At 71.6% G+C, this 24,860-nt stretch carries 23 protein-coding genes and 1 pseudogene; 10 read left to right on the top strand and 14 right to left on the bottom strand.

What is annotated here, in order from left to right; translation table 11 throughout:
• The first annotated feature begins 54 nt into the window (after positions 1–54).
• On the top strand, positions 55–492 hold the full coding sequence (locus ACZ3H8_RS03115) for a hypothetical protein (protein ID WP_467396695.1): 438 nt from the start codon (positions 55–57) through the stop codon (positions 490–492).
• Between the two features lie 27 nt (positions 493–519).
• Here the strand turns inward: ACZ3H8_RS03115 and ACZ3H8_RS03110 are convergent, their stop codons facing one another.
• From ACZ3H8_RS03110 to ACZ3H8_RS03090, 5 genes are all read right to left on the bottom strand, one after another.
• Complete coding sequence (locus tag ACZ3H8_RS03110) at positions 520–681, bottom strand: hypothetical protein (RefSeq protein ID WP_467396693.1); 162 nt, start codon at positions 679–681, stop codon at positions 520–522.
• A 57-nt stretch (positions 682–738) separates the two neighbouring features.
• Entirely contained in the window at positions 739–1,122 is a 384-nt protein-coding gene (locus ACZ3H8_RS03105; RefSeq protein WP_467396691.1) for a hypothetical protein, read from the bottom strand.
• Positions 1,123–1,224: 102 nt separating this feature from the next.
• Positions 1,225–2,277, bottom strand: a complete 1,053-nt coding sequence (locus tag ACZ3H8_RS03100) for a zinc-dependent alcohol dehydrogenase family protein (protein ID WP_467396689.1) — start codon at positions 2,275–2,277, stop codon at positions 1,225–1,227.
• A 69-nt stretch (positions 2,278–2,346) separates the two neighbouring features.
• Positions 2,347–4,461 (bottom strand): phage holin family protein, encoded by a 2,115-nt coding sequence (locus tag ACZ3H8_RS03095; RefSeq protein WP_467396687.1) that lies wholly within the window; start codon positions 4,459–4,461, stop codon positions 2,347–2,349.
• An 82-nt stretch (positions 4,462–4,543) separates the two neighbouring features.
• Positions 4,544–4,948, bottom strand: a complete 405-nt coding sequence (locus ACZ3H8_RS03090; protein ID WP_398982019.1) for a hypothetical protein — start codon at positions 4,946–4,948, stop codon at positions 4,544–4,546.
• Positions 4,949–5,079: 131 nt separating this feature from the next.
• On the opposite strand from ACZ3H8_RS03090, the gene ACZ3H8_RS03085 reads away from it, so the two are divergent.
• Together ACZ3H8_RS03085 and ACZ3H8_RS03080 are read left to right on the top strand one after the other, a co-directional pair.
• Positions 5,080–5,862 (top strand): MBL fold metallo-hydrolase, encoded by a 783-nt coding sequence (locus ACZ3H8_RS03085; protein WP_467396684.1) that lies wholly within the window; start codon positions 5,080–5,082, stop codon positions 5,860–5,862.
• On the top strand, positions 5,859–6,515 hold the full coding sequence (locus ACZ3H8_RS03080) for a DedA family protein (protein WP_467396682.1): 657 nt from the start codon (positions 5,859–5,861) through the stop codon (positions 6,513–6,515). The genes ACZ3H8_RS03085 and ACZ3H8_RS03080 overlap by 4 nt, the downstream gene beginning before the upstream one ends.
• On the opposite strand, the gene ACZ3H8_RS03075 is transcribed toward ACZ3H8_RS03080, so the two are convergent.
• The 4 genes from ACZ3H8_RS03075 to ACZ3H8_RS03060 all read right to left on the bottom strand — a co-directional run bounded on the left by ACZ3H8_RS03075 (position 6,495) and on the right by ACZ3H8_RS03060 (position 10,818).
• The gene (locus tag ACZ3H8_RS03075) at positions 6,495–7,529 is read right to left on the bottom strand and encodes an MBL fold metallo-hydrolase (RefSeq protein ID WP_467396680.1); all 1,035 of its coding nucleotides are present in this window, start codon (positions 7,527–7,529) and stop codon (positions 6,495–6,497) included. The genes ACZ3H8_RS03080 and ACZ3H8_RS03075 overlap by 21 nt on opposite strands.
• Before the next feature lie 12 nt (positions 7,530–7,541).
• A complete protein-coding gene (locus ACZ3H8_RS03070; protein ID WP_467396678.1) occupies positions 7,542–8,759 on the bottom strand; it encodes an aminotransferase class I/II-fold pyridoxal phosphate-dependent enzyme in 1,218 nt (405 codons plus the stop codon).
• 106 nt (positions 8,760–8,865) lie between these two features.
• The gene (locus ACZ3H8_RS03065; RefSeq protein WP_467396676.1) at positions 8,866–9,432 is read right to left on the bottom strand and encodes a response regulator transcription factor; all 567 of its coding nucleotides are present in this window, start codon (positions 9,430–9,432) and stop codon (positions 8,866–8,868) included.
• 99 nt (positions 9,433–9,531) lie between these two features.
• On the bottom strand, positions 9,532–10,818 hold the full coding sequence (locus tag ACZ3H8_RS03060) for an aspartate ammonia-lyase (RefSeq protein WP_467396674.1): 1,287 nt from the start codon (positions 10,816–10,818) through the stop codon (positions 9,532–9,534).
• Positions 10,819–11,180: 362 nt separating this feature from the next.
• On the opposite strand from ACZ3H8_RS03060, the gene ACZ3H8_RS03055 reads away from it, so the two are divergent.
• The 5 genes and pseudogenes from ACZ3H8_RS03055 (at position 11,181) to ACZ3H8_RS03035 (ending at position 15,410) form a co-directional block, all read left to right on the top strand.
• Positions 11,181–12,680 (top strand): phosphatase PAP2 family protein, encoded by a 1,500-nt coding sequence (locus ACZ3H8_RS03055; RefSeq protein ID WP_467396672.1) that lies wholly within the window; start codon positions 11,181–11,183, stop codon positions 12,678–12,680.
• Positions 12,681–12,777: 97 nt separating this feature from the next.
• Positions 12,778–13,203, top strand: a pseudogene (locus ACZ3H8_RS03050) (GNAT family N-acetyltransferase); the annotation flags it as partial.
• A 72-nt stretch (positions 13,204–13,275) separates the two neighbouring features.
• On the top strand, positions 13,276–13,806 hold the full coding sequence (locus tag ACZ3H8_RS03045) for a GNAT family N-acetyltransferase (RefSeq protein WP_467397922.1): 531 nt from the start codon (positions 13,276–13,278) through the stop codon (positions 13,804–13,806).
• Positions 13,807–13,912: 106 nt separating this feature from the next.
• Positions 13,913–14,722 carry a class I SAM-dependent methyltransferase gene (locus ACZ3H8_RS03040; protein ID WP_467396670.1) on the top strand — a complete coding sequence of 270 codons (810 nt, stop codon included), beginning with the start codon at positions 13,913–13,915 and terminating at the stop codon, positions 14,720–14,722.
• A gap of 334 nt (positions 14,723–15,056) precedes the next feature.
• Positions 15,057–15,410: a VOC family protein gene (locus tag ACZ3H8_RS03035; protein WP_467396668.1), complete on the top strand. Its 354-nt coding sequence runs from the start codon at positions 15,057–15,059 to the stop codon at positions 15,408–15,410.
• 16 nt (positions 15,411–15,426) lie between these two features.
• On the opposite strand, the gene aspA is transcribed toward ACZ3H8_RS03035, so the two are convergent.
• The 5 genes from aspA to ACZ3H8_RS03010 form a co-directional block, all read right to left on the bottom strand.
• Positions 15,427–16,875: an aspartate ammonia-lyase gene (gene aspA / locus ACZ3H8_RS03030; protein ID WP_467396666.1), complete on the bottom strand. Its 1,449-nt coding sequence runs from the start codon at positions 16,873–16,875 to the stop codon at positions 15,427–15,429.
• Between the two features lie 85 nt (positions 16,876–16,960).
• Positions 16,961–18,013 (bottom strand): asparaginase, encoded by a 1,053-nt coding sequence (locus ACZ3H8_RS03025; protein ID WP_467396664.1) that lies wholly within the window; start codon positions 18,011–18,013, stop codon positions 16,961–16,963.
• A gap of 9 nt (positions 18,014–18,022) precedes the next feature.
• Positions 18,023–19,474 carry an amino acid permease gene (locus ACZ3H8_RS03020; protein WP_467397919.1) on the bottom strand — a complete coding sequence of 484 codons (1,452 nt, stop codon included), beginning with the start codon at positions 19,472–19,474 and terminating at the stop codon, positions 18,023–18,025.
• Between the two features lie 86 nt (positions 19,475–19,560).
• Entirely contained in the window at positions 19,561–20,298 is a 738-nt protein-coding gene (locus ACZ3H8_RS03015) for a FadR/GntR family transcriptional regulator (RefSeq protein ID WP_467396662.1), read from the bottom strand.
• Between the two features lie 172 nt (positions 20,299–20,470).
• The gene (locus ACZ3H8_RS03010; RefSeq protein WP_467396660.1) at positions 20,471–22,477 is read right to left on the bottom strand and encodes a DUF5107 domain-containing protein; all 2,007 of its coding nucleotides are present in this window, start codon (positions 22,475–22,477) and stop codon (positions 20,471–20,473) included.
• 372 nt (positions 22,478–22,849) lie between these two features.
• Here ACZ3H8_RS03010 and ACZ3H8_RS03005 point away from each other — a divergent pair, with 372 nt between their 5' ends.
• Together ACZ3H8_RS03005 and ACZ3H8_RS03000 are read left to right on the top strand one after the other, a co-directional pair.
• Positions 22,850–23,596 carry a GntR family transcriptional regulator gene (locus ACZ3H8_RS03005; protein WP_467396658.1) on the top strand — a complete coding sequence of 249 codons (747 nt, stop codon included), beginning with the start codon at positions 22,850–22,852 and terminating at the stop codon, positions 23,594–23,596.
• 66 nt (positions 23,597–23,662) lie between these two features.
• Positions 23,663–24,796, top strand: coding sequence for an adenosine deaminase (locus ACZ3H8_RS03000; RefSeq protein WP_467396656.1), 1,134 nt, complete (start codon positions 23,663–23,665; stop codon positions 24,794–24,796).
• Positions 24,797–24,860 lie beyond the last annotated feature (64 nt).

Genomic DNA, 24,860 nt, shown 5'->3' with positions numbered 1-24,860 from the left:
CGTGCGGCAGCGCACCGGTCCGCGGTGCGCCGGACCCGGCTGCTGGGGGCACAGGTGCGAGCGACCATACGGGTACGAGTACTGGCGCTGGACGGGCCACAGGTGTGGATCGCCGTGAGCGGCCGACTGGCCAGGTCCACGGCTCCGATGCTCAGGCAGTTGCTGCGGCTCCGTGAGGCCGAGGGGTTCAGCGCGCTCTTCGTGGATGTCAGCAGCCTCGCCGACGACTGGGAGCTGACCCTCGATGAGATACGGGACGTGTTTCCGAGCGGCAAGAAGCTGACGTTCCACGTCATCGGCCCGGCCGGCGGCCTCCGATGGGAGCCGGACCACGATCCACGGTTCGTCTTCCATACAGGAGCCGCGGCGGCGTGGCATGCGTGGGAGAACGGGCCCTCGACGCGGGGAGTGGCCACGGCAGGGGTGTGGTGGCCACTCCCCGGCTTCAGGCTGCCGGCGGTGGGCGCGAGAGGCGGCGCGACCCCCGGGTGAGGGAGTGCCCGCCGATGGCCGCAGGGTTCAGGGGGCGCCGTCGTCTGATGTCGCGCGGCGTTCGTCGGATGCCGATCCGCCGGCTTCGGTATCGGGACCGGCGGCATGGGGCCCGTCCTCAGGTTCCGTGGAGCGGGCGGCTTCGGCGCGGATCATGGCGTTGAGCGCTGCGAGAGGGTCGATGGGCATGGCTGTGCACCTCGCGGTGTGAAGTGGCTGATGGCTGCGGACGGCTGTCGGTGGTTGTCAGCAGCGCAGGATCACACAGCGCACGGCGCGCAGCGGGAGGGCGAGTTCCGCCCACCGGCTCCTGCCGGGGCGGTACGGGACGGGCTCGGCCGTCGCCGGATCCGTATGGGTGTCCGGCGCGACGTACCGTGCCGCGGGACGGGCCCGGACCGGGCCCGAGGGCGACACGTCGGTGTCGGCCTCCTCCGGCTGGTCGCCGCCCGCCGGGCCGGACGGCACGGAGGGGGGCGCCCAGGTCGTGGCGCCCCCGGCCGCCGCGACGCCGGAGCCGAATGACGTACCGAGAAGAGCCAGCAGCACCAGCACGACGACCGCCACGGTCCGGCGCGTGGCCGTGCGGGCCGCGAACGCGGCGAGAGGCTGGGAATGGGGCTGGTTCATGGCGACGCGACCTCCTGGATGCGTCCACTGCCCCATGCCTGCCCGGGAAGTGCCCCGCCGTGCCGCGGTAGGGCCGAGATCCGCCCTACCGGGGTACACCCATTACGCCGAATTCACCGCCGCGTGCGGGGTGATCACGGTGACGCCGGTCCCCGAGGCGCTGCCCAGGCCCGCCAGCGCCGCGGGCACATCGTCCAGGCCGATCGCCGTCGTCACCAGCAGGTCGGGACGGAGAGCGCCGGAGGCGACCATCGCCATCATCTCCGGGTAGGCGTGCGCCGCCATGCCGTGGCTGCCGAGGATCTCCAGCTCCAGCGGGACCACCCGGTCCATCGGCAGGTGTACGCCCTGGGGCAGCAGGCCGACCTGCACATGGCGGCCCTGGCGGCGCAGGCTCTGGACGGAGTTGACGCAGGTCACCGGTGCGCCAAGGGCGTCCAGCGAGAGATGCGCGCCGCCGCCGGTCGCCTCACGGACCGCGTCGGCGACGCTTCCGGTCAGCGCGGAGGCGTCCACGCACACCTGGGCGCCGAACGTCCGGGCCAGCTCCAGCGCGCCCGGCGAGACGTCGACCGCGACGACCCTGGCCCCGCACGCCGCGGCGATCATCACCGCGGACAGGCCCACTCCGCCACAGCCGTGCACAGCGACCCACTCCCCCGGCCGCACCCGGCCCAGGCCCACAACGGCCCGGAAGGCGGTCGCGAACCGGCAGCCCAGACTCGCGGCCGTGGCGAACGACATCGACTCGGGCAGGGCCACCAGATTGGTGTCGGCATGGTGGACGGGAACGTACTCGGCGAAGGAACCCCAGTGGGTGAAGCCGGGCTGCTCCTGGCGCTCGCACACCTGCTGGGCACCGCGCGCACACGCCGCGCACCGGCCGCAGGCACAGATGAACGGCACCGTGACCCGGTCCCCGGGGAGCCAATTGGCGACGTCGTCGCCCACGGACTCGATCACTCCGGACAGTTCGTGGCCGGGGACGTGCGGGAGGGTGATGCCGGTGTCGTGGCCCATCCAGCCGTGCCAGTCGCTGCGGCACAGCCCCGTCGCCTCGACCCTGATCACGGCACCGTCGCGGGACGGCACGGGCTCGGGCACCTCTTGTACCTCGAGCGGCTTCCCGAACTCCTCGAACACCACAGCACGCAACGGGCCAACTCCTTCGTACGGGGGATTTTGCCTGGGCTCAGCCGTCTCAACGTATCCGGACGGATGGTTCTACGTCAGCCCCTGACCTGGCCCGTCCTGCCTGGCCGCCTCCAGCGGCCCGACCGGCACCTGCGGACCCTGGCACTCGCGCAGCCAGCGCCGCAGCACCCGGTGCACCCGCTCGGCGCCGACCAGTTCCGCGCCCGCACCCGGCGCACCCTGCGCACCCGCCGAGAGGGGCGCCGACAGGTCGAGCGGCGACAGCAGGAAGGGCTGGGACTGTTCGCCTCCGAGCCCGCCGTGCGAGCCGATCTGCTCCTCGAAGGCGTGCACGTTGCCCCTCCCGGGGTCGTACATCGAGTTGACCATGATGTCGGCGACGTGCGGGAAGCTGTCGGTACGGCGTACGGCTTCGGCCACGCCCGGGCCGAAGGCCGCCAGCGGCCCGTCGTCCAACAGCTCGGTGACGGGCACCTCCGCGCCGCCGGGGCAGAGCACCAGCGAGCCGTGCTCCTCGCTGCCCACCAGCAGGAAGCCGATGCCCGGGTGGTTGGCGAGCGTGCTCAGCAGCGCCGGGTGGCGGCGCTCGATCTCTTCGCGGCTGAGGCGCTCGGTCGCGTCGGGGAAAGAGATCAGCGCGAGGTTCCCGGAGGCGAGCACGATCGGGTCGGAGCCCGGCTCCGGATGCTCGTCCTCACCATCCGCAAGCCGCCGGTGCAGCGCGCTCCGCAGGGCGTCGCCCGCCGCGTCGCGGGCCTCCGCGCCGCTCTTGGAACGTTCCGCCCGGCGCGAGACGGGCAGCCCGCAACCCGCGCGCACGAGGTCCTTGAGGGTCAGTCCGTATGCGCCCTCGAAGGTCTCCCCCGGGCTCTGGCCGTGGTCGGAAAGCAGCACGATCCGGTAGCTGCGGGGCGCATGTTCGGCGACCTTCGCGATCAGCGCGATCGAACGGTCGAGGCGTTCGAGCACCAGCGACGCGTCCCGGCTGTGCGGCCCTGAGTGGTGCGCCACTTCGTCGTACGCGACGAGGTCGGCGTAGACGGCGGTGCGTCCGGCGAGCATGTCCCCCATCACCGCGGCGACCACCACATCCCGCTCGACGACTGTCGCGAACGCCCGGATGAAGGGGTAGAGCCCGCCGCGCCCGACCCGCGGCCGGTCGCCGCGCAGCCGCGACCGCGTCGACTGGCCGATCTCACGGGCTACTTCGGCGACGAAGGACAGCGCAGTGCGTACGGCGTTGGCGGGGTCGGAAAAGTACGCGAAGTAGCCGGCTCTGGAGCGGTTGGCCCGGCCGCGTCTGGCGGCCATGGACAGCACGAGCGCGAGCTCATCGGCGCCGCCGCTGAAGAGATTGCCGCGGCTGGCGCCGTCGACGGTGAGCAGCCCGCCGTCGCCGGTGCGCTCGATGGCGCGGCGCTGGAGTTCGGCGGCGCTCGCGGGCCGGTTGCAGACCATTACCCGGCCGCTGTCCTTCTCGTACCACCGGAAGGCCGGGACGTCGTGGTTGGAGCCGTGCAGGATGCCGAGCTGGCTGGCGCCGGTCTGGCTGGACCAGTCGGTGCGCCAGGGCGTGAGCCGGTGGGTCGTGCCGATCCAGCCGGCGACGGTGGGCATCACACCGTCCTCGGCCGCGCCCCGCAGGACCTCGTGCCCGACCCCGTCGAGCTGCAGAAAGACCGTGCCGGGCGGTCCCGCACGGCGGCCGTCCTCACCGCGGCGCCGTCTGCGCCGGTCGGCGAGCCGGGAGAGCCTGCGCCGGTAGGCGTTGTCGTCGCGGACGGCGAGCGCGGTGGAGGTCGCGGATGCGACGGCGGACATCACGGCGGCGACGACGACAGCGGTCTCCGGGTCGGCCGCGCCGCGCCCGTCGGGGATCAGCCAGAGCGCGATCAGCAGCAGCGAGCCGTTGAGGAAGAACACCAACAGGCCGAGCACCAGGGCGGATACGAGCAGCAGGGCCCGTACGACGACCGGCCAGACCAGCGCGGTCAGCAGACCGAAGGCGCCCGCGCCCCAGGCGGCGGTGACGGCGGTCCTGGTGATGCTGTCGCCGTCGTCGGACTGCAGCTGGAAGTCGGGCAGCAGCCCGGCGAGCGCCAGCATCGTCAGCGTGGACACCGCCCACACCACGATCACGCGCAACAGGGCTCTGCCGGCCGTACGCCATCGCCCTTCGCCCACGCTGTCTTCACCTCACCCTGTGATCAGGCCTCCAGCCTGGCACAGGGGCGGGCGCGATCCGGTGGCGCGCCCGGCGGCACCTTCAGCAGCCGTTGTAACCGGCCGTCGGCATGGAGAGTCTGCGATGGACACTGGCCTTCATCGCCGCGTCGTACGCCGGCTCGTCCAGGCCCGCGGTCTCCAGCGGCACGCCTCTGCGCTCGCACTCGGCGACGAAGCCCCGCACCGACGTCAACGCCCGTGCGAGCACTCGCTCGTTGGGCGCGACGAACATGTCCACGTGGCCGGCCGCGACATCGGTCCACAGCCCGCAGTGGTCGGGCCGCAGCCCGTAGAACAGTAGCTGCCGGGTGACGACGAAGCCCTTGTCGGCGGCCCAGCGGGCGCACATCGCGTGCTGCCTGCGGGTGTCCACCAGAAATGGATCGCGGTCGAGTTCCTCGAGGGGCGTCAGGCTGGCGATCGCCGCCACTTGTAAGCCGCCCATGGACATCCCCCCGTACGCTCGCCGTCGCCGCCGACCCTACTCCGCATCTACGCTCGTACGAGTACGAGGAACGGGACGGGCGAGCGGGATCGGCGAGCGGTAATCGGCGAGCGGGAACGAGGAGGCACTGCGTGCCGGTGGAGGTCACCTGGTGGGGTCATGCCACCTGCACGGTCGAGGACTCCGGCGTCCGGGTGCTGACCGATCCGCTGTTCGTTCGCCGGCTCGCGCATCTGCGCAGGCGGCGCGGTGAGCTGCCGCCGCCCGAGGCCGCGAGGGCCGAGGCCGTCCTCGTCTCCCATCTGCACTCCGACCATCTGCATCTGCCGTCGCTGGCCCGGCTCGCGCCGGGAACCCGTCTGGTGGTGCCGAGCGGTGCGGGGCGCTCGGTGCCGGGGCTGCGGCGGCTCGTCAGCTCCGCCGGGCTGCGGGTCACCGAGATGGCGCCGGGCGACGAGGTGCGGGTCGAAGACCTGGTGGTGCGGGCCGTGCCGGCGCTGCACGACGGGCGGCGGCTGCCGGTCGGGCCGCACCGTTCGCCCGCGCTCGGCTATGTGATCAGCGGTGAGGCGCGTACGTACTTCGCCGGGGACACCGGGCTCTTCGACTCGATGGCCGACGAGGTCGGCCCGGTGGATGTGGCGCTGCTGCCGGTCGGTGGCTGGGGGCCCTATCTCGGGCACGGGCATCTGAACCCGGACCGGGCGGCGCAGGCGCTGGCCTCGCTCGCGCCGTGCGCGGCTGTGCCGGTGCACTACGGCACGTACTGGCCGATCGGGATGGACGGGATCCGGCCGCACGAGTTCTACGCTCCGGGCGAGGAGTTCGTACGCAAGGCGGCGCGGCTGGCTCCGCAGGTGGCGGTGCACCGGCTGGTCCACGGCGAGCGGGTCAGACCGGAGGCCGCCCGGTGAGTTCGACGCTGTCGGATGTCCTCGGGCAGTTCTCGGAAGTCGTGGGCGGGCTGCCGCCGGAGTCGACACAGCAGGCCGTCGGCTACCCGTCGCTGTTTCTGCTGGTGGCGCTGGGATCCCTGGTGCCGGTGGTGCCGACCGGGGCCGTGGTGAGTTCGGCGGCGGTGGTGGCCTTCCATCAAACGGCTCCGCTGTCGTTGCTGTTCGTCTTTCTGGTGGCGTCGTTCGCCGCGTTCCTGGGGGATGTGACGCTCTACTGGCTCGGGCAGCGCGGGACCCGGTCCAAGAACGGCTCCCGGTGGCTGGCCGCGCTGCGCGACCGTGCCGCGCCCGACCGGATCGAGCAGGCGCAGCGCAAGCTGGACGAGCACGGGGTGACGGTGCTGGTGGTCTCCCGGCTGATGCCTGCCGGGCGGATACCGGTGATGCTGGCCTGCCTGCTCGCCAGGATGCCGCTGCGCGGGTTCGTCCGTGGGGACGTCCCGGCGTGCCTCGCGTGGGCGGCGACGTACCAGCTGATCGGGATTCTGGGCGGCTCGCTGTTCGACGAGCCGTGGAAGGGCGTGCTGGTGGCCGTGGCGCTTACGGTGGTGATCAGCGGGGCTCCGGCGCTGTGGCGCAGGGTGCGGCGGTCACCCGGCCAGCAGGCGTGAGCCGCCGACCGGCAGGTCCCACAGCTGCTCGCGCGGGCGGCCGGTGCGCTCCCAGGCGGCCTGCACCCGGGTGAGGGGCTCAAGGACCGGCTCGGCTGAGAGCACGAACGTCGCCCAGTGCATCGGGGCCATGTTCCGCGCTCCGAGGTCCTCGAAGGCGCACACCGCCTCCTCCGGATCGGTGTGCACATCGCTGAGCCACCACCGCGGGTCGTAGGCGCCGATCGGCAGCAGCGCCAGGTCGAGGTTGGGGTGGCGGAGGCCGATCTCCTTGAACCAGTGGCCGTAGCCGGTGTCGCCCGCGAAGTAGACGGACTGGCCGAGCGGGTCGGTGAGCACCCAGCCGCCCCACAGCGAGCGGCAGGTGTCGATGAGGGTGCGCTTGGACCAGTGGTGGGCCGGTACGAAGTCGAAGCGGACGGCGGCGAGTTCCGCGCCCTCCCACCAGTCGAGTTCGGTCACCCGGGTGAAGCGGCGGTGCCGGAACCAGCGGCCGAGCCCGGCCGGGGCGAACACCGGCGTATGGCGCGGGAGTCTTTTGAGGGTGGGGGCGTCCAGATGGTCGAAGTGGTTGTGGCTGATGACCACCGCGTCGACGGGCGGCAGGTCCTCCCAGCGCACCCCGACGGGCGTGATCCTGGCCGGGGTGCCGAAGATCCGGCGTGACCAGACGGGGTCGGTGAGGACGGTCAGCCCGCCGATGCTCAGCACCCAACTGGCGTGTCCGGCCCAGGTGACGGCGACGGTCGTGGTGTCCACGACGGGCAGCGGCCCCGGAGCGAAGGGCAGCTGCGGAATGTCCCTCAGCCCATCGGGGCCGGGGCGCACCGCGCCCTCCCTGGCGAGGCGGGCCATGGCCCGTACGCCGGGGAGCGGAGCGGTCAGCCGGTCGGCGAAGGATCTCGGCCAGCGGCGGATCTCGCCGAGGGGGCGGGGACGGGAACGGGGCCGTACGCCGCCCGGTGTGCTTGTCGTCTGTCCCGAGTGCTCTGTCTGCTCCGTCTGTTCCGTCATCCGGGGCTCCGTTCAACGCAGTTCGTCGAAGGCCGTTCCAAGAATGCTCAACGCCCCGGCCACATGCGGCAATTCCAGTGGTGCCGGTGAGGTGAGAGATTCCAGCCGCTGCTCGGGAGTCGCTCCCAGCAGCGGTCCGGTGGCCAGCCGCACCCGCAGCGCGCCCAGTTCGTCGCCGAACCGGTGTCCGCCGGGCACGGGCGCCCCTAGGCGGTGGGTCAGATACTCCTCCAGCTCCATGGAGTCGGTGACGCCCCGGTCGGCGAGACGGGCGCGCAGCGGCCCGAGGTCCGCGTACAGATGGCGGCCGGCCTGCGGAGGGCGCGCCAGCGCGCCGGAGACGAGCACCGCGTGGTGCGCCGCGGCCGCCACGCGCGCGTGCAGCGCGGCCGCCTGCTCTGCCCTGTCGGTGACCGGTCCCGGCTCGTCCAGTGCGTGTGCGGCGGCTGCGGCGATCGGTTCCGCCACCACCGCGCCGAGTGCGGTGAGGATGTCGAGGGTCCTGGCCCGCCGGACGGCGCCCTCCTCGGTGGGCGGGAAGCGGGCAACGGCCACCGGCCAGGAATCGGGCGTGAGCCCGCCCGCCAGATCGCTGATGACGGTGACGTCGCCGGGGCACATCTCGGCCGGGCTGACCAGCACCGTCTCGTGCGGCTGGTGGATGGTGTCCCGCCAGGTCTCGTCGCTGATGATGTGCAGCCCCTCGCCGACCGCGGCCTCGCACGCCTCGCGCACGGTCTCGGGCGGGGCAACGGTCGCGGTGGGGTCGTCGGCGACGGAGAGCAGCAGCAGCCGGGGTCTGCCGCCCTCGGCGCGAACTCTGCGTACGGTCTCGAGCAGCGCGTACGGATCGGGCACGCCGCCGCACTCCGCCGGGGTCGGCACATGGTAGGCGGGCCGGCCGAGCAGCCGGGCCTGCGGAGTCCACCAGGCGGGGCACGGGCGGGGCATCAGCACATCCCCGCCGTACGCGCCGATCAGCGCGAGCAGCAGGGGCTGCGCGCCGGACGCCGCCGCCACTTCCTCGGGGTGGGAGCGCAGCCCGCGCCGCCACCAGTAGCCGCAGGCCGCCTCGCGCAGCTCGGGGCCGCCGCCGGGCGGCTCGCCGACAGCCCGGTCCGATGCGGCCGCGAGCACCGCGGCGAGCTCGGGCAGCACGGGCAGTCCGGACTCGGGGGCGTGCGGTCCGTATCGGACGGGGCCGCGGTCTTCCGGATCCGTCCGCTGCATGCCGTCACCTCCGCTGCTCGCATCCCGGAACCACTGCCCGGCCCACGAGCCCTTTATACGGAGGTTTGCGCGACCTCGCCGCGCGGGAGCGTCGGACGGGCGGGCGTCAGACCACCGCCCGGGTGCGGTAGGTCGCCAGCCCCCACTGCTGATCCACGATCAGCGCCAGTCCGTGGTCGGCGAAGACGGGCAGCAGCCGTTGGATCCGCGCCTTGAGTGCCCGAAGCGTCATGGGAAGGCAGGGTGTTCCCAGGAGCAGTCTCAGATGGTGGCAGCAGACGGGAGCCTGCGCTCTGGTGATCACGTTGAACAGGAGGCGCTGGCTGGCGGTGCCCCCTGCGGACGTGCGCGGCACCGGCATTGGCGGGCAGCGTCTCAGGTCGGCATGGATGCGCCAGGCCAGCTCAGCGGCCGGCTTCTGCCGGTCGAGGACATCGAACGCCCCGGCGGTGAATGCGGCGACGGCATCCCGCCCTTCGTGCCGCAGGACGGCGACGGGGGCGATCAAAGACGCTGCCCGGACGAGCCTTGCCAGCCCGTCGGCCTCCGTCGTGGGCAGATCGAGCAGGATCATCGCCGGTCTTCGTTCCAGCATGGAGGCGCAGGCCGACTCGCTTCCCCAACGCGCAGCGGCGCCGAGGTCGAGACCCGCGTGCGCCACTCTCAGGGCCAACGTCGAACTCGAGGTCTCATCAACCGATACGAAGGCCGGCAGGTGTGCGCGGACCGGTGGGTCGGGATGGATGCGCCGTATTGTCTGGGTTTGCATCGTTTACGGGGCGATGTCGGTGGCGGCGGTGGAACCGATGTGCGGGTTCACGGCGGTGACTAGGCCGATGGAGTGCTCAACCGCAGCGCCCATGGCGCCGGTGTCGGCTGGGATTCCCGCCGCACAGCGTTCGGCGAGCATGAGGCAGGCGGCCCGGTGGCGGGTGATGGTCTCCGAGAGCGAGTGGAAGATGACCGGCTCGAAGACGTCGAGCTGGAGCTGTCCGTCCTCGGCGGCCATCGTGATGGCGGCGTCGTTGCCGATCGCTTCGAAGCCGACCTGGTCGACGACTTCCGGGATGACCTCGTCGACCTCGCCCGGCATGATGCTGGAACCGGCCTGCATGGCTGGGAGGTTGATCTCGTTCAGCTCTGCGCGGGGGCCCGAGGAGATCAGGCACAGGTCGCCGCAGCTCTCGGAAAGCATCACGGCGATGCGCTTGAGCACGCCCGGCAGACGGCCGAAGACAGCGCAGTCCTGGGTAGCTGCCACCAGGTTGCCGGTGGTCAACGCGGGCAGGCGGGTGATGTCGGCCAAGTGGCGGTGGGCGGCCTCGGCGTATCGGGTGGGAGCTTTGAGCCCCGTGCCGATGGCGGTGTATCCCAGGTTGATCTCGTGCACCGGGCTGACGGCCTCGGCGAGCAGACTCCGGTTCTCCTCCAGCATGGCCGCGTACGCCGAGAATTCCTGGCCGAGGGTCATCGGCTCCGCGTCCTGCAGCTGGGTGCGCCCCGTCTTGGCTACGTCGCGGAACTCCTCGGCCTTGGCGGTGAAAGCCTCACACAGGACGGACATCGCGGCCAGCAGTTCACTCACGGCGTTGATGGTGGCGACCTTGATCGCGGTCGGGTAGGCGTCGGCGGCGGAGTGACTGAGGTTGACTTCCTCGGTCGGGTGCAGGCTCTCGTAGTCGCCCTTGGCGTGACCGAGGATCTCCAGCGCCCGGTTGGCGATCACCTCGTTGGCGTTCGTGTTCGCCGAGGTCCCGGCTCTGCCCTGGATCACGTCGACGACGAATTGGCCGTGCAGGTGCCCGTTCCGGATCTCTCGGCAGGCGGCGACGATGGCCTGTGCCTTCTCCGGGGCGAGCAGGCCGAGTTCTTCGTTGGCGCGGGCCGCGGCCTCCTTCACCGCTGCAAGCGCGTCAACGAGGTCGGGGTAAGCGGAAATCGGCGTTCCGGTGGTGGGGAAGTTCTCGCACGCGCGCAGGGTCCGGATGCCCCAGTACGCGCCTGCGGGCACCTCGCGGTCCCCGAGCAGGTCGCGTTCGGTGCGGTGGCCGGGAGTCATCGGTGCAGTCCTCCTTGATCGGGTGTAGTGCGAGTGCTGCGCGTGCGGTGCTGCGGGCGGGTCCTGCACCCGCGGGTCTGTGCCTACGTCCAGAGGCCGGCGGTACGGCGGGGCCAAGGGCCAGTGCCCCGAGAGTCCTCAGGCTGCCGACCGTGGTCGCGCTGCTCATAGGGAAAACGCCGACCGGCGTGCCGGTCCCCACCTGTCTGGCTGTCTGACAGGTTTCGAGGCGATCCTGCGGGTCATCAGGAGGCGCTGTCAAGGGCTACGGCGGCGAGATCACGCCATCTCGGACCTCGGCGCCGCGGTGGCTGCGGCACCCGTCCCGCGTGGCGGCCGCGTCCACGGGGTACCCGCGATGCATGTCCGACGCTTACGCACACACAAATCCCCAGGTCCGGGTGCGCGTTGCGGCGCTGCTCAGGGGCTGGGACCGGCAACTCCTGCACGCCGTCGCCTCCCGTCACTGGCCCGGCGCCGAGCCGGTGCTGCCCCTGCTGAGCCGCAGCGCCAACCACGGCCTGCTGTGGTTCGGCGCGGCAGCCGGCATGGTGGCGCTGGGACGCGGGACACGCTCGCGCCGCGCCGCCGTACGGGGTGTGGCGTCCCTCGCGCTCGCCTCCGCCACCATCAACACCGTCGGCAAGCGTTCGGTGCGCAGGGCGCGGCCGGTACTCGACGCGGTGCCGGTGATACGGCGGCTGAAGCGGCAGCCGTTCACAACGTCGTTCCCGTCCGGGCACGCCGCGTCGGCGGCGGCCTTCGCGACCGGCGTCGCGCTCGAGTCGAAAGGCTGGGGCGCGGTCGTCGCGCCCGTGGCCGCCGCCGTCGCCCTCTCGCGCGTCTACACGGGCGTGCACTACCCGAGCGATGTGCTGGTGGGCGCGGCGCTGGGCGTGGGTGCGGCCTTCGCGGTACGGGGCGCAGTGCCGACCAGGTCGCAGCTGCCCACCCCGGGCCGGCCGTTGGCCGACGCGCCCGCGCTGCCCGGCGGGGAAGGGCTGGTGGTCGTGGTCAACCGGCATGCGGGCTCGGCGGGTTCGGCGGTTCTCGTGCGCGAGACGATGCCGCTCGCCGAGGTCGTGGAGTGCGCGCCCGACGAGTTGTCGGCGGAGCTGGAGAAGGCGGCGGGCCGCTGCCGGGCGCTGGGCATCGTGGGCGGAGACGGCACGATCAACAAGGCGGCGACCGTCGCGGCCGCGCAGGGGATTCCGCTGGCTGTCTTCCCCGGCGGCACGTTCAACCACTTCGCGTACGACCTGGGCATCGAGTCGGCCCACGACACCTGCCGGGCCGTCGAGGGCGGCGAGGCCGTCCGGGTCGACCTGGGGCGCTTCACACCAGGCCCGGACGGCAGGCAGGCGGGCCACTTCCTGAACACCTTCAGCCTGGGCGTCTATCCGGAGCTGGTGCGCATCCGCGAGCGCTGGTCGCCGCGGATCGGCGGCTGGTCCGCCGGGGTGCTCGCGGCGGCGATTGTGCTGCGCGGCGAGCATCCGCTGGAGGCCGAGGTCCAGGGTCAGCGACGCCCGATGTGGCTGCTGTTCGCCGGGAACGGCATCTACCAGCGGGTGGGTCCGACGCCGGGCCACCGGCTGGATCTGGCGGACGGCCTGCTCGATGTCCGGGTGGTGCACGGCGGCCGTTGGCCGGGGCTGCGGCTGCTGGCCGCCGCGCTCGCCGGTCCGCTGAGCCGCTCGCCTGTGCATGCGGCGCAGAAGCTGCGACAGTTGCGGATCTCCGGGTTCGCGCCGGGCACTTTGCTGGCCTACGACGGTGAAGTCGCGGTGGCTCCGCCGGAGTTGGTGGTGGACAAGGAGGTCGAGGCGCTCACGGTCTACCGCCCGCAAGCCCTGCTCTGAGCACTCGCAAGCCCCGCTCCGAGCGCTCGCGGGCCGCTGCGGACTTTCGCGGAAAACCCGATCGACGGGCTCAGGCTGCTTCGCGCACCATGAGCGCATGCAGATACGCCGCGCACAGACCCATGACGCAGCGGGCATCGCCGCGGTCCACGTACGGTCCTGGCAGGCGGCGTTCACCGGTCTCGTACCGCAGGAGCATCTCGACGCGCTCACCCCCGCGCGGGAGGCCCTGGTCTGGACGGGCCGGCTCACCGAGCCCCGCAGGCCGGACGCGGGGGTTCTGGTCGCCGAGACCGAGCAGGGGATCGTCGCCTTCGCCGGTTACGCACCGGCCCGCGCCGAAGGCACAGCGGAGATCGGCACGCTCTACGCCCTGCCCGAACTCTGGGGCACGGGGGTCGGCAGGCGTCTGCTGGCGGCCGTCGTGGACGAGCTCACCACGGCGGGCTGCACGCGCGCGCAGCTGTGGGTGCTGGAGGCCAATGACCGCGCCCGGCGGTTCTACGAGGCCGCGGGCTGGCGTGCGGACGGCGCGGTCGAGGTGGACACGACCGGCGGCCGCCCGCTGATCAAACTGCGGTACCAGCGGCCCCTGTTGCGGGCCGTCAGGGCCGAGCCCATCCGTAGCGAACGGCTCGTTCTGCTGCCGCTCGCCGTCGCCCACGCGGACGAGATGGCGAAGGTCCTCGCAGACCCTGCCCTGCACACCTTCATCGGCGGCGGGCCGGAGAGCGCCGATGCGCTGCGCTCGCGGTATGCCGGCATGCTCGCGGGCGCGCCCGATCCCGCCGTGTCCTGGTGCAACTGGGTCATCAGGCTGGAGGCCGAGTCCTGTCTCACGGGCACGGTCCAGGCGACGGTCGGCCCGTCAGGGCGCGGCCGCAGCGCGGAGATCGCCTGGCTCGTCGGCATGCCCTGGCAGGGGCGGGGCATCGCCACCGAGGCGGCGCGGGCGCTCGTCGGCTGGCTCGCCGGGCGGTCGGTCCACACGGCGGTCGCCCATGTGCACCCGGACCATCTCGCCTCGGCGGCCGTCGCCGCCGCGGCCGGGCTGACACCGACCGACCGGGTACAGGACGGCGAGGTGAGGTGGCAGGCGGCTCTCCCCGTGGGCACCCGGGCCTAGAGCCGTCGGCCGCGGCGAGTCTCGTCCATATGGCAAGACTCAGGTCTCGCAATGCGGAACATCCGCGTACCGTTGCCGTACCCGCTTCAGCAGAAGGAGTCCGGCCATGTCCAAGGAAACCGCCGTCTACACCCATGGGCACCACGAGTCGGTGCTGCGTTCGCACCGCTGGCGGACCGCCGCCAACTCCGCGGCGTACCTCATCGGTGAACTTGGCCCGGGACTGGACGTGTTGGACGTGGGCTGCGGGCCCGGCACCATCACCGCGGATCTGGCCGAGCTGGTCGCGCCGGGACAGGTGACGGCCGTCGACACCGCCGAGGGCGTACTGCACCAGGCGCGCGAGACCGCCGGCGAACGCGGCCTGGACAATGTCCACTTCGCGGTCGCCGACGTCCACGCACTGGACTTCCCCGACGACTCCTTCGATGTCGTCCACGCCCACCAGGTGCTGCAGCACGTCGGCGACCCGGTGCGGGCGCTGCGTGAGATGCGGCGGGTCTGCCGGCCCGGCGGCGTCGTCGCGGCGCGCGACAGCGACTACGGCGCCTTCACCTGGTTCCCCGAGGTCCCTGCGCTGGACGAGTGGCAGGAGCTCTACCAGCGGGTTGCCCGGGCGAACGGCGGTGAGCCGGACGCCGGTCGCCGGCTGCTGTCCTGGGCGCGCGCCGCGGGCTTCACCGACATCACCGCCACCGCCGCCGCCTGGTGTTTCGCCGCGTCGGACGAGCGTGCGTGGTGGAGCGGACTGTGGGCGGACCGTACAACCGCGTCGGCGTACGCGAAGCTCGCGGTCGACGGCGGTCATGCCACCGCCGGGCAGCTGGCGGCGATCGCCGACGGCTGGCGGGAGTGGGGCGGCCGGGCCGACGCCTGGTTCATGGTTCCGCACGGCGAATTGCTCTGCCGCGCATGACCGCAGGGTCAACGGCGTGCCGCGTGGGGACCGCTACGCGTCATGGCCGGCTGACGTCGGCCGGTTTGCGGGCCGGCAGGAATGCCTGTGGCGTCTTCTCCGGAAAGTCGCCGTCGTCGTCGGGCTCGCGCATCACCCGGGCGCGCACGACCAGCCCGGACCGAGTACCACGCCATGATGCCGACGAGAGCGCCGTCCGGCAGGTCCAGGGTCGGCATCGAACCCACGTCGAAAGGTTCGGTCACGGTCGGGCACCCTACTGCGCGGGTGCCCGAGCCACCCACAATCGGGCAACTGATTTCGCCTCCCGCCGCCGCCAACTACGCTCGCCCGTATGGAGATCCTCGGAACCACGCTCCGCATCTGCGTCGACGACCTGGAGGCCGCGGCAGCCTTCTACGAACGCCTCACCGGCGCCACACCACTGCGCTTCGAGCGCGGCGGGGTCTCGGTCGCCGCGGTCGGCTGCTTCCTGCTGATGAGCGGCCCGGAGTCGGAGCTGGAGGTGCTGCGCAAGGTGACGGCGACGATCGCGGTGAAGGACGTGGACGAGGCGTACTCCACGCTCTCCGAGGTCGGCGCCAGAATCGTCGCGGGCCCGGTGCCGACCCCGGTGGGCCGCAATCTGATCGCCGTCCACCCGGACGGGTCGGTCTTCGAGTACGTCGACCGGAAGGCGGCCGAATGACCACGCTGGGCGCCCCTCAGCTGTGAGAGGCCGTTGCCACTGGCTCGTTGCCGGTTGCCGGAGAACGCGTGCCCGCGATCTCCTCCGGGCGCAGCAGGGCAGCGAGCCGATCGGCCGGGAGCAGCCCGCGCTCCAGCACCAGTTCGGCAACGCCGCGCCCCGTGGCGAGGGCTTCCTGGGCGATTCCGGTCGCGGCGGTGTAGCCGATGTGCGGGTTGAGGGCGGTGACGAGCCCGATGGAGTTCTCCACGGTCGCGCGCAGGGTCTCGGTGTTGGCGGTGATGCCGGATACGCAGCGTTCGGCGAGGGTGAGGCAGGCGGCCCGCAGGTGGGTGATGCTCTCCGACAGTGAGTGCAGGATGATCGGTTCGAAGGCGTTGAGCTGCAGCTGCCCCGCCTCGGCTGCCATGGTGATGGTGACGTCGTTGCCGATCACCTCGAAGGCGACCTGGTTGACGACCTCGGGGATCACCGGGTTGACCTTGCCCGGCATGATGCTGGAACCCGCCTGGACCGGCGGCAGGTTGATCTCCGCCAAGCCCGCACGCGGGCCGGAGGAGAGCAGGCGCAGGTCGTTGCAGCTCTTGGAGAGCTTGACGGCGATGCGCTTGAGCACACCGGACAGATGGACGAAAGCCCCGCAGTCCTGGGTGGCCTCGACGAGGTTGGCCGCGGTGACCAGAGGGAGGCCCGTGATGGCGGCGAGGTGGCGGCGGGCGGCTTCGGCGTAGCCCGTGGGGGCGTTGAGGCCGGTGCCGATGGCGGTCGCGCCGAGGTTGATCTCGTGCACCAGGCTGACGGCCTCGGCGAGTCGGCTGTGGTCCTCCTCCAGCATCACCGCGTACGTGGAGAACTCCTGGCCCAGGGTCATCGGCACCGCGTCCTGCAGCTGGGTGCGCCCCATCTTGAGTACGTCGCGGAACTCCTCGGCCTTGGCTGCGAAGGCTTTACCCAGGACGCCCATCGCGTCGAGCAGTTCACGTACGGCGATGATCGTGGCGACCTTGACGGCGGTCGGGTAGACGTCATTGGTGGACTGGCTGAGGTTGACGTCCTCGTTCGGATGCAGGTGACCGTAGTCGCCCTTGTCATGGCCCAGAATCTCCAACGCCCGGTTGGCGATCACCTCGTTGGCGTTCATATTGGTCGAGGTGCCGGCGCCGCCCTGGATCACGTCGACGACGAACTGGTCGTGCAGGCGGCCGTCGTCCCGGATCTCCCGGCAGGCGGCGGCGATGGCGTCGGCCTTCCCCGGTGTGAGCAGCCCGAGTTCTTCGTTGGCGCGGGCTGCGGCTTCCTTGACGGCGGCGAGCGCGTTGATCAGATGCGGGTACGCGGATATCGCGGTACCGCTGATGGGGAAATTCTCCGAGGCACGCAGGGTGTGGACGCCCCAGTACGCATCAGCGGGTACGTAGCGGTCGCCGAGCAGGTCGTGTTCGCGGCGGTGGGCGACGGGATTCATGGTGCTGGTGTTCCTTCGTGAGGTGATGAGGGTGGTTGCCGCGGATGCAGGGCGGCACTGGGCGAGGGGCGTTACGCCAGGGGCGTTACGCGGCGGAAGAGGGCACTGGAGCGGACGGGGCGGAAAGTGTGGCCAGCGCGCCCACCGCCCGCAGGCTCCCGACCGCCGTCCCTCCCCCGATGACCGGCGTTTGGGCGAATTCGGCAAGAATCCGGGGGTCGACTCCGCACAGCGCGAGCGCCGCTGCTGTCACCGGCATCCGGGCACGGTCGGCGCCGTCGGCTATCTTCACGCCGACGGCCCGCCCATCCGGCAGCGCCGCGACCTGCACACCCTCGAACCCGTCCTTGGCAAGCAGGCCCGGCACCGCTTGCATCAGCCTGGCGACGTCCCGCCCGCTGCCGGAGGCCATCTCCGGGTGCTCGCGCATAGCGTGGGCGACCCGGCCCTCGTGAGTGTCGGGCTCGGCGGTCGCCAGCCGGGCGATGGCTCGGGTGAGGCCGTGCAGGGATACGGAGAACAGCGGCGCACCGCATCCGTCGACCGTCACCCGTGCGATGCCCTGCCCGGTGAGGTCCTCCACGGTCGCGGCGACGGCCCACTGCAACCGGTGCCCGGGGTCGAGGTAATTGTCCAGCGACCAGCCTCGGGCCCGGGCCGTAATCAGCATGGCGGCGTGCTTGCCCGAGCAGTTCTGAGCGAGCCGGGTGGGGCCGAGGCCCCGGCGGATCCACTCCTCGCGGACCGCCGGGCCGTACGGCAGATCGGGGACATTGCGCAGGTCGTCCTCGGTCAGCCCGGCGGTGTGCAGCATGCGCAGGGCCGTGGCCAGATGCCGTTCCTCACCGGAGTGGCTGGCCGCGGTGAGGGCCAGCGACTCGTCGTCCAGCGGCGGCAGTCCCGCACGCAGCAGGCCGACTGCCTGGACCGGCTTGAGCGCCGAGCGCGGGTAGAACGAGGCCTCGATGTCGCCCGCCCTGAACTCCACGCTGCCGTCCGCCGCCAGCACGACGACCGAGCCGTGGTGAACTCCCTCGATGATGCCTCCGCGCACTACATGGGCGAGGGGGACATGGGCGGGTTCGCGGACGGCGGGCGGCTCTGCCGGGGTGCGGCGCGGCGTGGAGATATGACTCATACTCAGCTCTCAAGTGCTATCGGTGCTGTTGTGCTGGGTGTTGTTGTGCTGGGTGATCTGACGCTCGTGCGCCGCCGACTCTCGTACAGTCCCGACCCGGCCCCGTACAAGGAACCAGCCCGCGACCAACGCCGCCCCGATCACGGGCAGGGACAGGACAGTCGTGCGGCCGGCCCCGCCGTCGGCCCACATCAGGACCAGTACCGATGCGAGGAAGACCAGCGTGACGATCTCGGTCCACGGCGAGCCGGGGAGCCGGTAGCCGGGGCGGCGGAGCTGCCCGGCCTCTGCCTTCCGCCAGAAGAGGAGATGACAGACCATGATCATGGCCCAGGTGCTCAGAATGCCGATCGCCGCGAAGTTCAGCACGATCTCGAAGGCCTCGCTCGGCACGACGAAGTTGAGGCCCACGCCCAGCACACAGAAGGAGGACGTGAGCAGGATGCCGCCGTACGGCACCTGGTTGCGGTTCATCACGCCGGTGAACCTCGGCGCGGATCCGGACATCGCCATGGAGCGCAGGATGCGCCCGGTGGAGTAGAGCCCTGAGTTGAGGCTTGACATCGCGGCGGTGAGGACGACGAGGTTCATCACGCCGCCCGCCGCCGGCACCCCGATGTTGGACAGCACGGTCACGAAGGGGCTCTCGCCGGCCGAGTACGCGTTCCAGGGAAGCAGCATCGTCAGCAGTACCACTGAGCCGACGTAGAAGAGAGCCACCCGCCACATGATGGAGTTGATGGCTTTGGGCATGATCTTCTCCGGTTCCGCCGTCTCACCCGCCGTGACGCCGACCAGTTCGACCGAGGCGTAGGCGAAGACGACGCCCTGGATGACCAACAGCATCGGGAGCGTCCCGGCCGGGAAGATGCCGCCGTTGTCCACGATCAGCGAAGGGCCGGGGGTGTGGCCGTCGACAGGCTGCTGGGTGACCAGCAAAGCGATGCCGATCAGCATGAACAGGACCAGCGCCCCGACCTTGACGATCGCGAACCAGAACTCCAGTTCGCCGAATATTTTCACGGATATGAGGTTCACGGCCAGCACGACCGCGAGCGCGATCAGTGCGATCACCCACTGCGGGACATCGGTGAACATGCCCCAGTAGTGCGTGTAGGTCGCCACCGCCGTGATGTCGGCGATTCCGGTGGTCGCCCAGTTCATGAAGTACATCCAGCCCGCGACGAACGCCCCCTTCTCGCCGAGGAATTCACGGGCGTACGAGACGAACGCTCCGGACGACGGCCGGTACAGGACCAGCTCCCCCAGGGCGCGCACAACGAGAAAGGCGAAGACGCCGCAGAGCGCATACGCCACGGCCAGAGACGGCCCGGCGCTCGCGAGCCTGCCGCCCGCGCCGAGAAACAGCCCGGTGCCGATGGCCCCGCCGATGGCGATCATGTTGACGTGCCGCGATTTCAGGGACTTGCTGTACCCGGCGTCGCCCGCATCGACGTGCACACCGTCGCGCCGCTGCCGTTCGTACTGCCCTTCCTGCTGTAACTCCTGCTGCCGTTGCTGTTCCGTCTTTCGGAGGGATTGCTCGCTCACGCCTGATCTTCGCCTTCCGTGAAGGGGTCGGTGCGGTGTGGCGGCCGCACGATGCTGGTCAGGGTCGACTCGACGCGGGCCAGATGGTGCGTCATGGCTTCCACTGCGTCTTGCTCGGAACGGTCGACAAGCGCCTCGACGATCGCCCGGTGCTCCTGGTTCGACTGCTCGCGCCGTCCGCCGAGCTCGTTGAGGAACGCGGACTGGCGGGCCAGCGCGTCGCGGATCTCCTCGATGACTCTGCGGAAGACCGGGTTCTGGGCCGCCTGGGCGACGGCGAGGTGGAAGAGGGTGTCCATCGCCACCCACGCGGTGGTGTCGGTCTCCTGCTCCATCCGTTCCAGCAGGTGAGAGAGGTGGTCGAGGTCTTCGGGGGTACGACGCGCGGCCGCGTACCCGGCCACCGGGATCTCCACGTGCCGACGGACCTCGAGGAGGTCGCTCGCCGAGTAGTCGCCGAAGGTCGGGTCCTCCACCGGGCCGTTGGAGAGGACGAAGGTGCCCTTGCCGGTACGGGAAGCCGTGAGCCCCATCGTCTGCAAGGCGCGCAGAGCCTCACGGAGCACAGGTCTGCTCACTTCCAGGCGGCGGCAGAGCTCCGCCTCGGAGGGCAGCTTCTCCCCCACCGCGTAGTCGCCCCGCTCGATGGCGCCGCGGAGATGGCTCAGCACCGCTTCCATCGCGCTGATCCGCCGAGGAACATCGCCAGCTGTCTGGCTGTCTGACAGGTTCACTCGGGGATCGTCTTCCGTGCAAGGGAAAACTGTCAAGGGCTGTGGATGAAGTCGAGTGAGCCTGATCGCGACCCACTACCCTCTGCGCGCCCCCACTGCCTCTTCGTGACCTCGCACGGGAGAGGGCGGGGCGAGGCACCGCCCCGCCCCGCCCCGCCCACTCCGGCTACGGCTACGGCGTCCGAGGCCGCATCCGGTAGTCGTACGCGTCGGGCAGCGGCTCGTCGGTGAACTGCGACCACACCTCGCCGAGGATTTCCGCGCCCTCGCGCAGGTCCGCCACCTCGAAGCCCGCGTCGAAGACGGCGCGGGCCTGCTCCGAGCGGCCCTCGGCGATGAGCAGTCGGGCGTCGATCAGGCGGAAGCGGCCGCGCTGCCGGACCGCCGGGCGGAGCCGGTCCCAGACCGCGCGGGCGTCCGCGGTGCGGTGCACGGCGAGCAGGGCGTCGATCGCCTCGCGGCCGAGGGCGGCCGTGGCCGATGTCCAGGTCTCGCCGTCGTCGCGGCGCTCCTGGCACAGGTCGTCGAAGGCCTCCGCGTAGCGGTCGGCGGCGCGCTCGGCATTGCCGCCCTCCTGGTCCGCGACGGCGAGGCAGCGCAGCAACGGCCAGCGGGATGGGGCGAGCCCGAGGCCGCGCTCCCAGCTGCGTACCGCCTGGGCGAGGTCGCCCGCGTGCCACTGGGCGACGCCGAGGTGGTACTCGGTGAGCGGTTCGGCGGGAGCGGTCTCCAGCATGTCGCGCCAGTGCGGCGCGACGAGCGAGGGGCCGGGCGGGGTGACCTTGCGGGGTGCGGGGAAGACACCGGTCTTCAGTAACTCCCGCCAGGGCTCCTGCTCTTCGCCGAGCGTTGCCTCGTCGAAGGGCGTGCCGGGCAGCTTGTGTCCGCCGCGCAACACCTCCAGCGCGCCCCACCCGGATCCGGTGGCGAGCAACTCGCCCGGTTCGGCGTCGGCGCAGGTCCGCCATGCCTCGTACGCGGCGTCCACCGCCGCCCGCGGCAGGGCGTCCGCCAGCCGCGCCTCGGCCTCGGCGCGCGCCGCGCCCCAGTCGTCGCCGTGCACCGCCGTGGGGTCGGCGGCGAGCGGTCCGTACGACTCCAGCCAGCTGAACTCCCCGCCCCCGTCCAGCCGTATGTGCTCCAGCTGTGTGCGCGCGAGCCCCGCCTGGATCTCGGCGTAGCCGCCCGTGCCCGGCTCGGTCAGCCACTCCTGCCAGCGCCGCCCGCCGCGCCCCGAACCCCAGAGGAAGAGCTTGCGGCCGCGCAGCGCATCGGTCGAGGTCTGTACGAGGCCCCGCCCGTCCGCATCGAGCGAGGCGATCCACTTACGTGCCCCGGCCGGCACCTCGTAGAAGTAGTCGGCGGGAAACTCGCTGCGCAGCGGGTACGTACGGTCCGCGCCGCGGAACTCCGGCACGGGCACCCGGCGCAGGCTCCGCTCGTAGCCGATGGGGGTACCTCCCACGCCCGCAGGGCTGTGGGGGAGCCAGGCTTCCTCGGCCGGTGCAAGCACGCGGGTCGTCTCATGCTCTTCGACGGCGATGTTGGACCACCAGTAGACCGGCGCGGGCCGCTCGTGCGGATTGCGTATCCGTACACCGACATGGAGGAAGTCGGAGTCGGCGGGCAGCCACAGGTCCACCTGGAAGGGCAGATCGCGCAGCCGCTCCCACTCCCAGAGCCTGACCATCTCGCCGCCGTCGGGCGCGGGCACGAGGGCGGCGTGCAGCGGGGCGCAGGACAGGGTGGTGTGGCCGGTCGCGCCGATGTTCCACTCGATGCCGCCGGAGTACCAGGCACCGTTGAGCGCGAAGTCGGCGGGCTGGAACACCGGGTTGCGGTAGAGGAGTTCACGCCCGGTGGGCTTGTGGTGCAGCGAGTGGATGCGGCCGCCGAGGCCCGGCAGCACGGTGACCCGCAGCCTTTCGTTCTCGATCACGATCGCGTCGAGACCGGTCCCGGTGCGCTCGCGGCCGTAGCCGTCGAGCACCCGCACCGGCAGCAGCGTGCGCAGCGGCTCGTATCCGATCTGCCGTGCCATCTCGCGCGGCAGTTCCTGCTTGGCGCGCTCGTCGATCGAGTGCATCTCGTCCAGCGGCCGCAGGGCGGGCAGCGGGTTCGGCGGCCCCACCGGGGCTGCCGGCAAGGTCAGTACGGTACGCCGCACGGTTGTGGCCAAGGCAACCTCGCTCCTCGCGCGGGCCGTCGGCAGCTCCTTTGGCCGGCGCCCCCCCCGTTGACCATGGAACACGGTGGGCTCCGGCCTGGCCAGGGGCTCCGTGGGTCAGCGTTCGGCAAAGGCGGCCGGCGGGCCGCACGGGTGAGGCGTGTGGTGCTCAGCCGATCGCAAGCGGTGTGAGGGCCGCACACCTGGTCCACCTTGTCAGACAAGTCTGCTCATCCCGACTGCGCTCTACCCGCGTAGAGTACCAAGTCCTTCACGCCGTGAATTGCGGATAAACAACAAATCGCAGGTCATCCCGGGTCCAAGCAACGTTGCCCTGTCGCGCGGGCTCGCATAGCTTGCTGACAAGTGAGCCGAGGAGGGCCAGTGGCAGTCAGCGGGCAGCAGCGGAGACCGGTCGTCGTTCTGTACGAGCGGATCGCGGACGCCATCCACGAGGGCACCTATCCGCCAGGCTCCACACTGCCGTCGGAGCCGCGGCTCGCGGCCGAGCTCGGGGTCAGCAGGCCCGCCCTGCGCGAGGCGCTGCTGCTGCTCCAGGAGGACGGGCTGCTCTCGGTACGCCGGGGGGTCGGCCGGACCGTCAACGACCGCCCGCCGCGGCGTGGTTACGAGCACATCCAGCCGCTGGAGAAACTGCTGTCCACCGGCTCGCCGCTCCTGGTGCGGCCGCTGCTGCGCGCCGTGGAGGAGCCCACCGACTTCACCACCCAGCACCTGCTCGCGCCGGCCAGGTCCGAGCTGCGGTTCTGGGAATCGCTGCTGGCCGGGGACGGCACGGCGGCGGCGCTCAGCCAGGAGTGGGCGGCCGCCGAGGAGGTACTGGACCGGGCACATCCGGCTTTCGCCGAGTCACTGCGGACCACGCCCGAGCCGGCCACCTCGATGCTCGCCGTGCTGGTCGCGGCCTCCCGCGGGGTGGCGCTCACCGGTCACAGCGGGGTGACCGCGACCCTGCTCGGACAGCGGCGCGGCGAACAGCTGGGCCGGGCGCCCGACACCCCCGCGGTGCTGGTCACGCAGGTGGTACGGGTCGGGGACACCCCGATCCTGGCGGCCAAGCACATGCTGCCGACGGGTGCGCCCGGCATGCCCGTACTGCAGTCGAACTGAGCGCTGCGCCGGAGCGGAGACCGCCGTCACGGCGCATCCCTCAGACGTGCCGTACACTTCCGGCGCATGCACTTGTCTGACATCCTCCGCGCACCCAAGGCGGTCCTCCACGACCACCTCGACGGCGGCCTGCGCCCCGCCACGATCATCGAACTGGCCCGGGAGTGCGGCTACCGCGAGCTGCCCACCGAGGACCCGGCCGCGCTCGCCATCTGGTTCCGCGACGCCGCGGACTCCGGCTCGCTGGAGCGCTACCTGGAGACCTTCGCCCACACCTGCGCGGTGATGCAGACCCGCGAGGCGCTGGAGCGCATCGCGGCGGAGTGCGCCGAGGACCTGGCGGCGGACGGCGTCGTCTACGCGGAGGTGCGGTACGCCCCCGAGCAGCATCTGGAGCGCGGCCTGACCCTCGACGAGGTCGTCGACGCGGTCAACGCGGGCTTCCGCGAGGGCGAGCGCCGCGCCGGCGGCCGGATCACGGTCCGCGCCCTGCTCACCGGCATGCGCCACACCGAACGCTCCCTGAAAATAGCAGAGTTGACGGTAGCCCACCGCGAGCGCGGCGTCGCCGGCTTCGACATCGCGGGCGGCGAGATCGGCAACCCGCCGGCCCGCCATCTGCCGGCCTTCCAGCATCTGAAGCGGCACAACTGCCACTTCACGATCCACGCGGGCGAGGCCGTCGGCGCCGAGTCGATCCACGAGGCGGTGCAGATCTGCGGCGCCGAGCGGATCGGGCACGGCGTCCGCATCACGGATGACATCACGGTGCACGACGACGGCACGGCGGACCTGGGTCATCTGGCCGCGTACATTCGCGACAACCGCATCACCCTGGAGGTCTGCCCGACGTCCAACCTCCAGACGGGCGCGGCGAAGGACTACACCACGCACCCCATCGATCTGCTGCGCCGCCTCGGTTTCCGTATCACGCTGAACACGGACAACCGCCTGGTCTCCGGCACCACCATGAGTGAGGAGTTCCAGCACATGGCGGACGCCTTCGGATATGGCCCCGAGGTCTTCGAGGAGTTCACGGTCGCCGCGGTCGAGTCGGCATTCCTGCCGCTGCCGGAGCGCCGCCGACTGATCGACGAGGTGATCCTGCCGGGGTACGCGGCACTGCTGGAGCAGGGCACGGTCCAGGAGCAGGGCACGGTCCAGGACCCGGGCACGGTCCAGGACCCGGGCACGGTCTAGGACCCGGTGTCGGCGGAAGCGGTCCGGGCGGAAGCGGTCCGGGCGGCGATGCCAGGTCCTTCAA

The sequence above is a fragment of the Streptomyces sp. NPDC002868 genome, assembly GCF_055563295.1.
The sequence above is the reverse complement of the archived record's forward strand: the minus strand, read 5'-3'. Positions and strand labels throughout refer to the sequence as shown.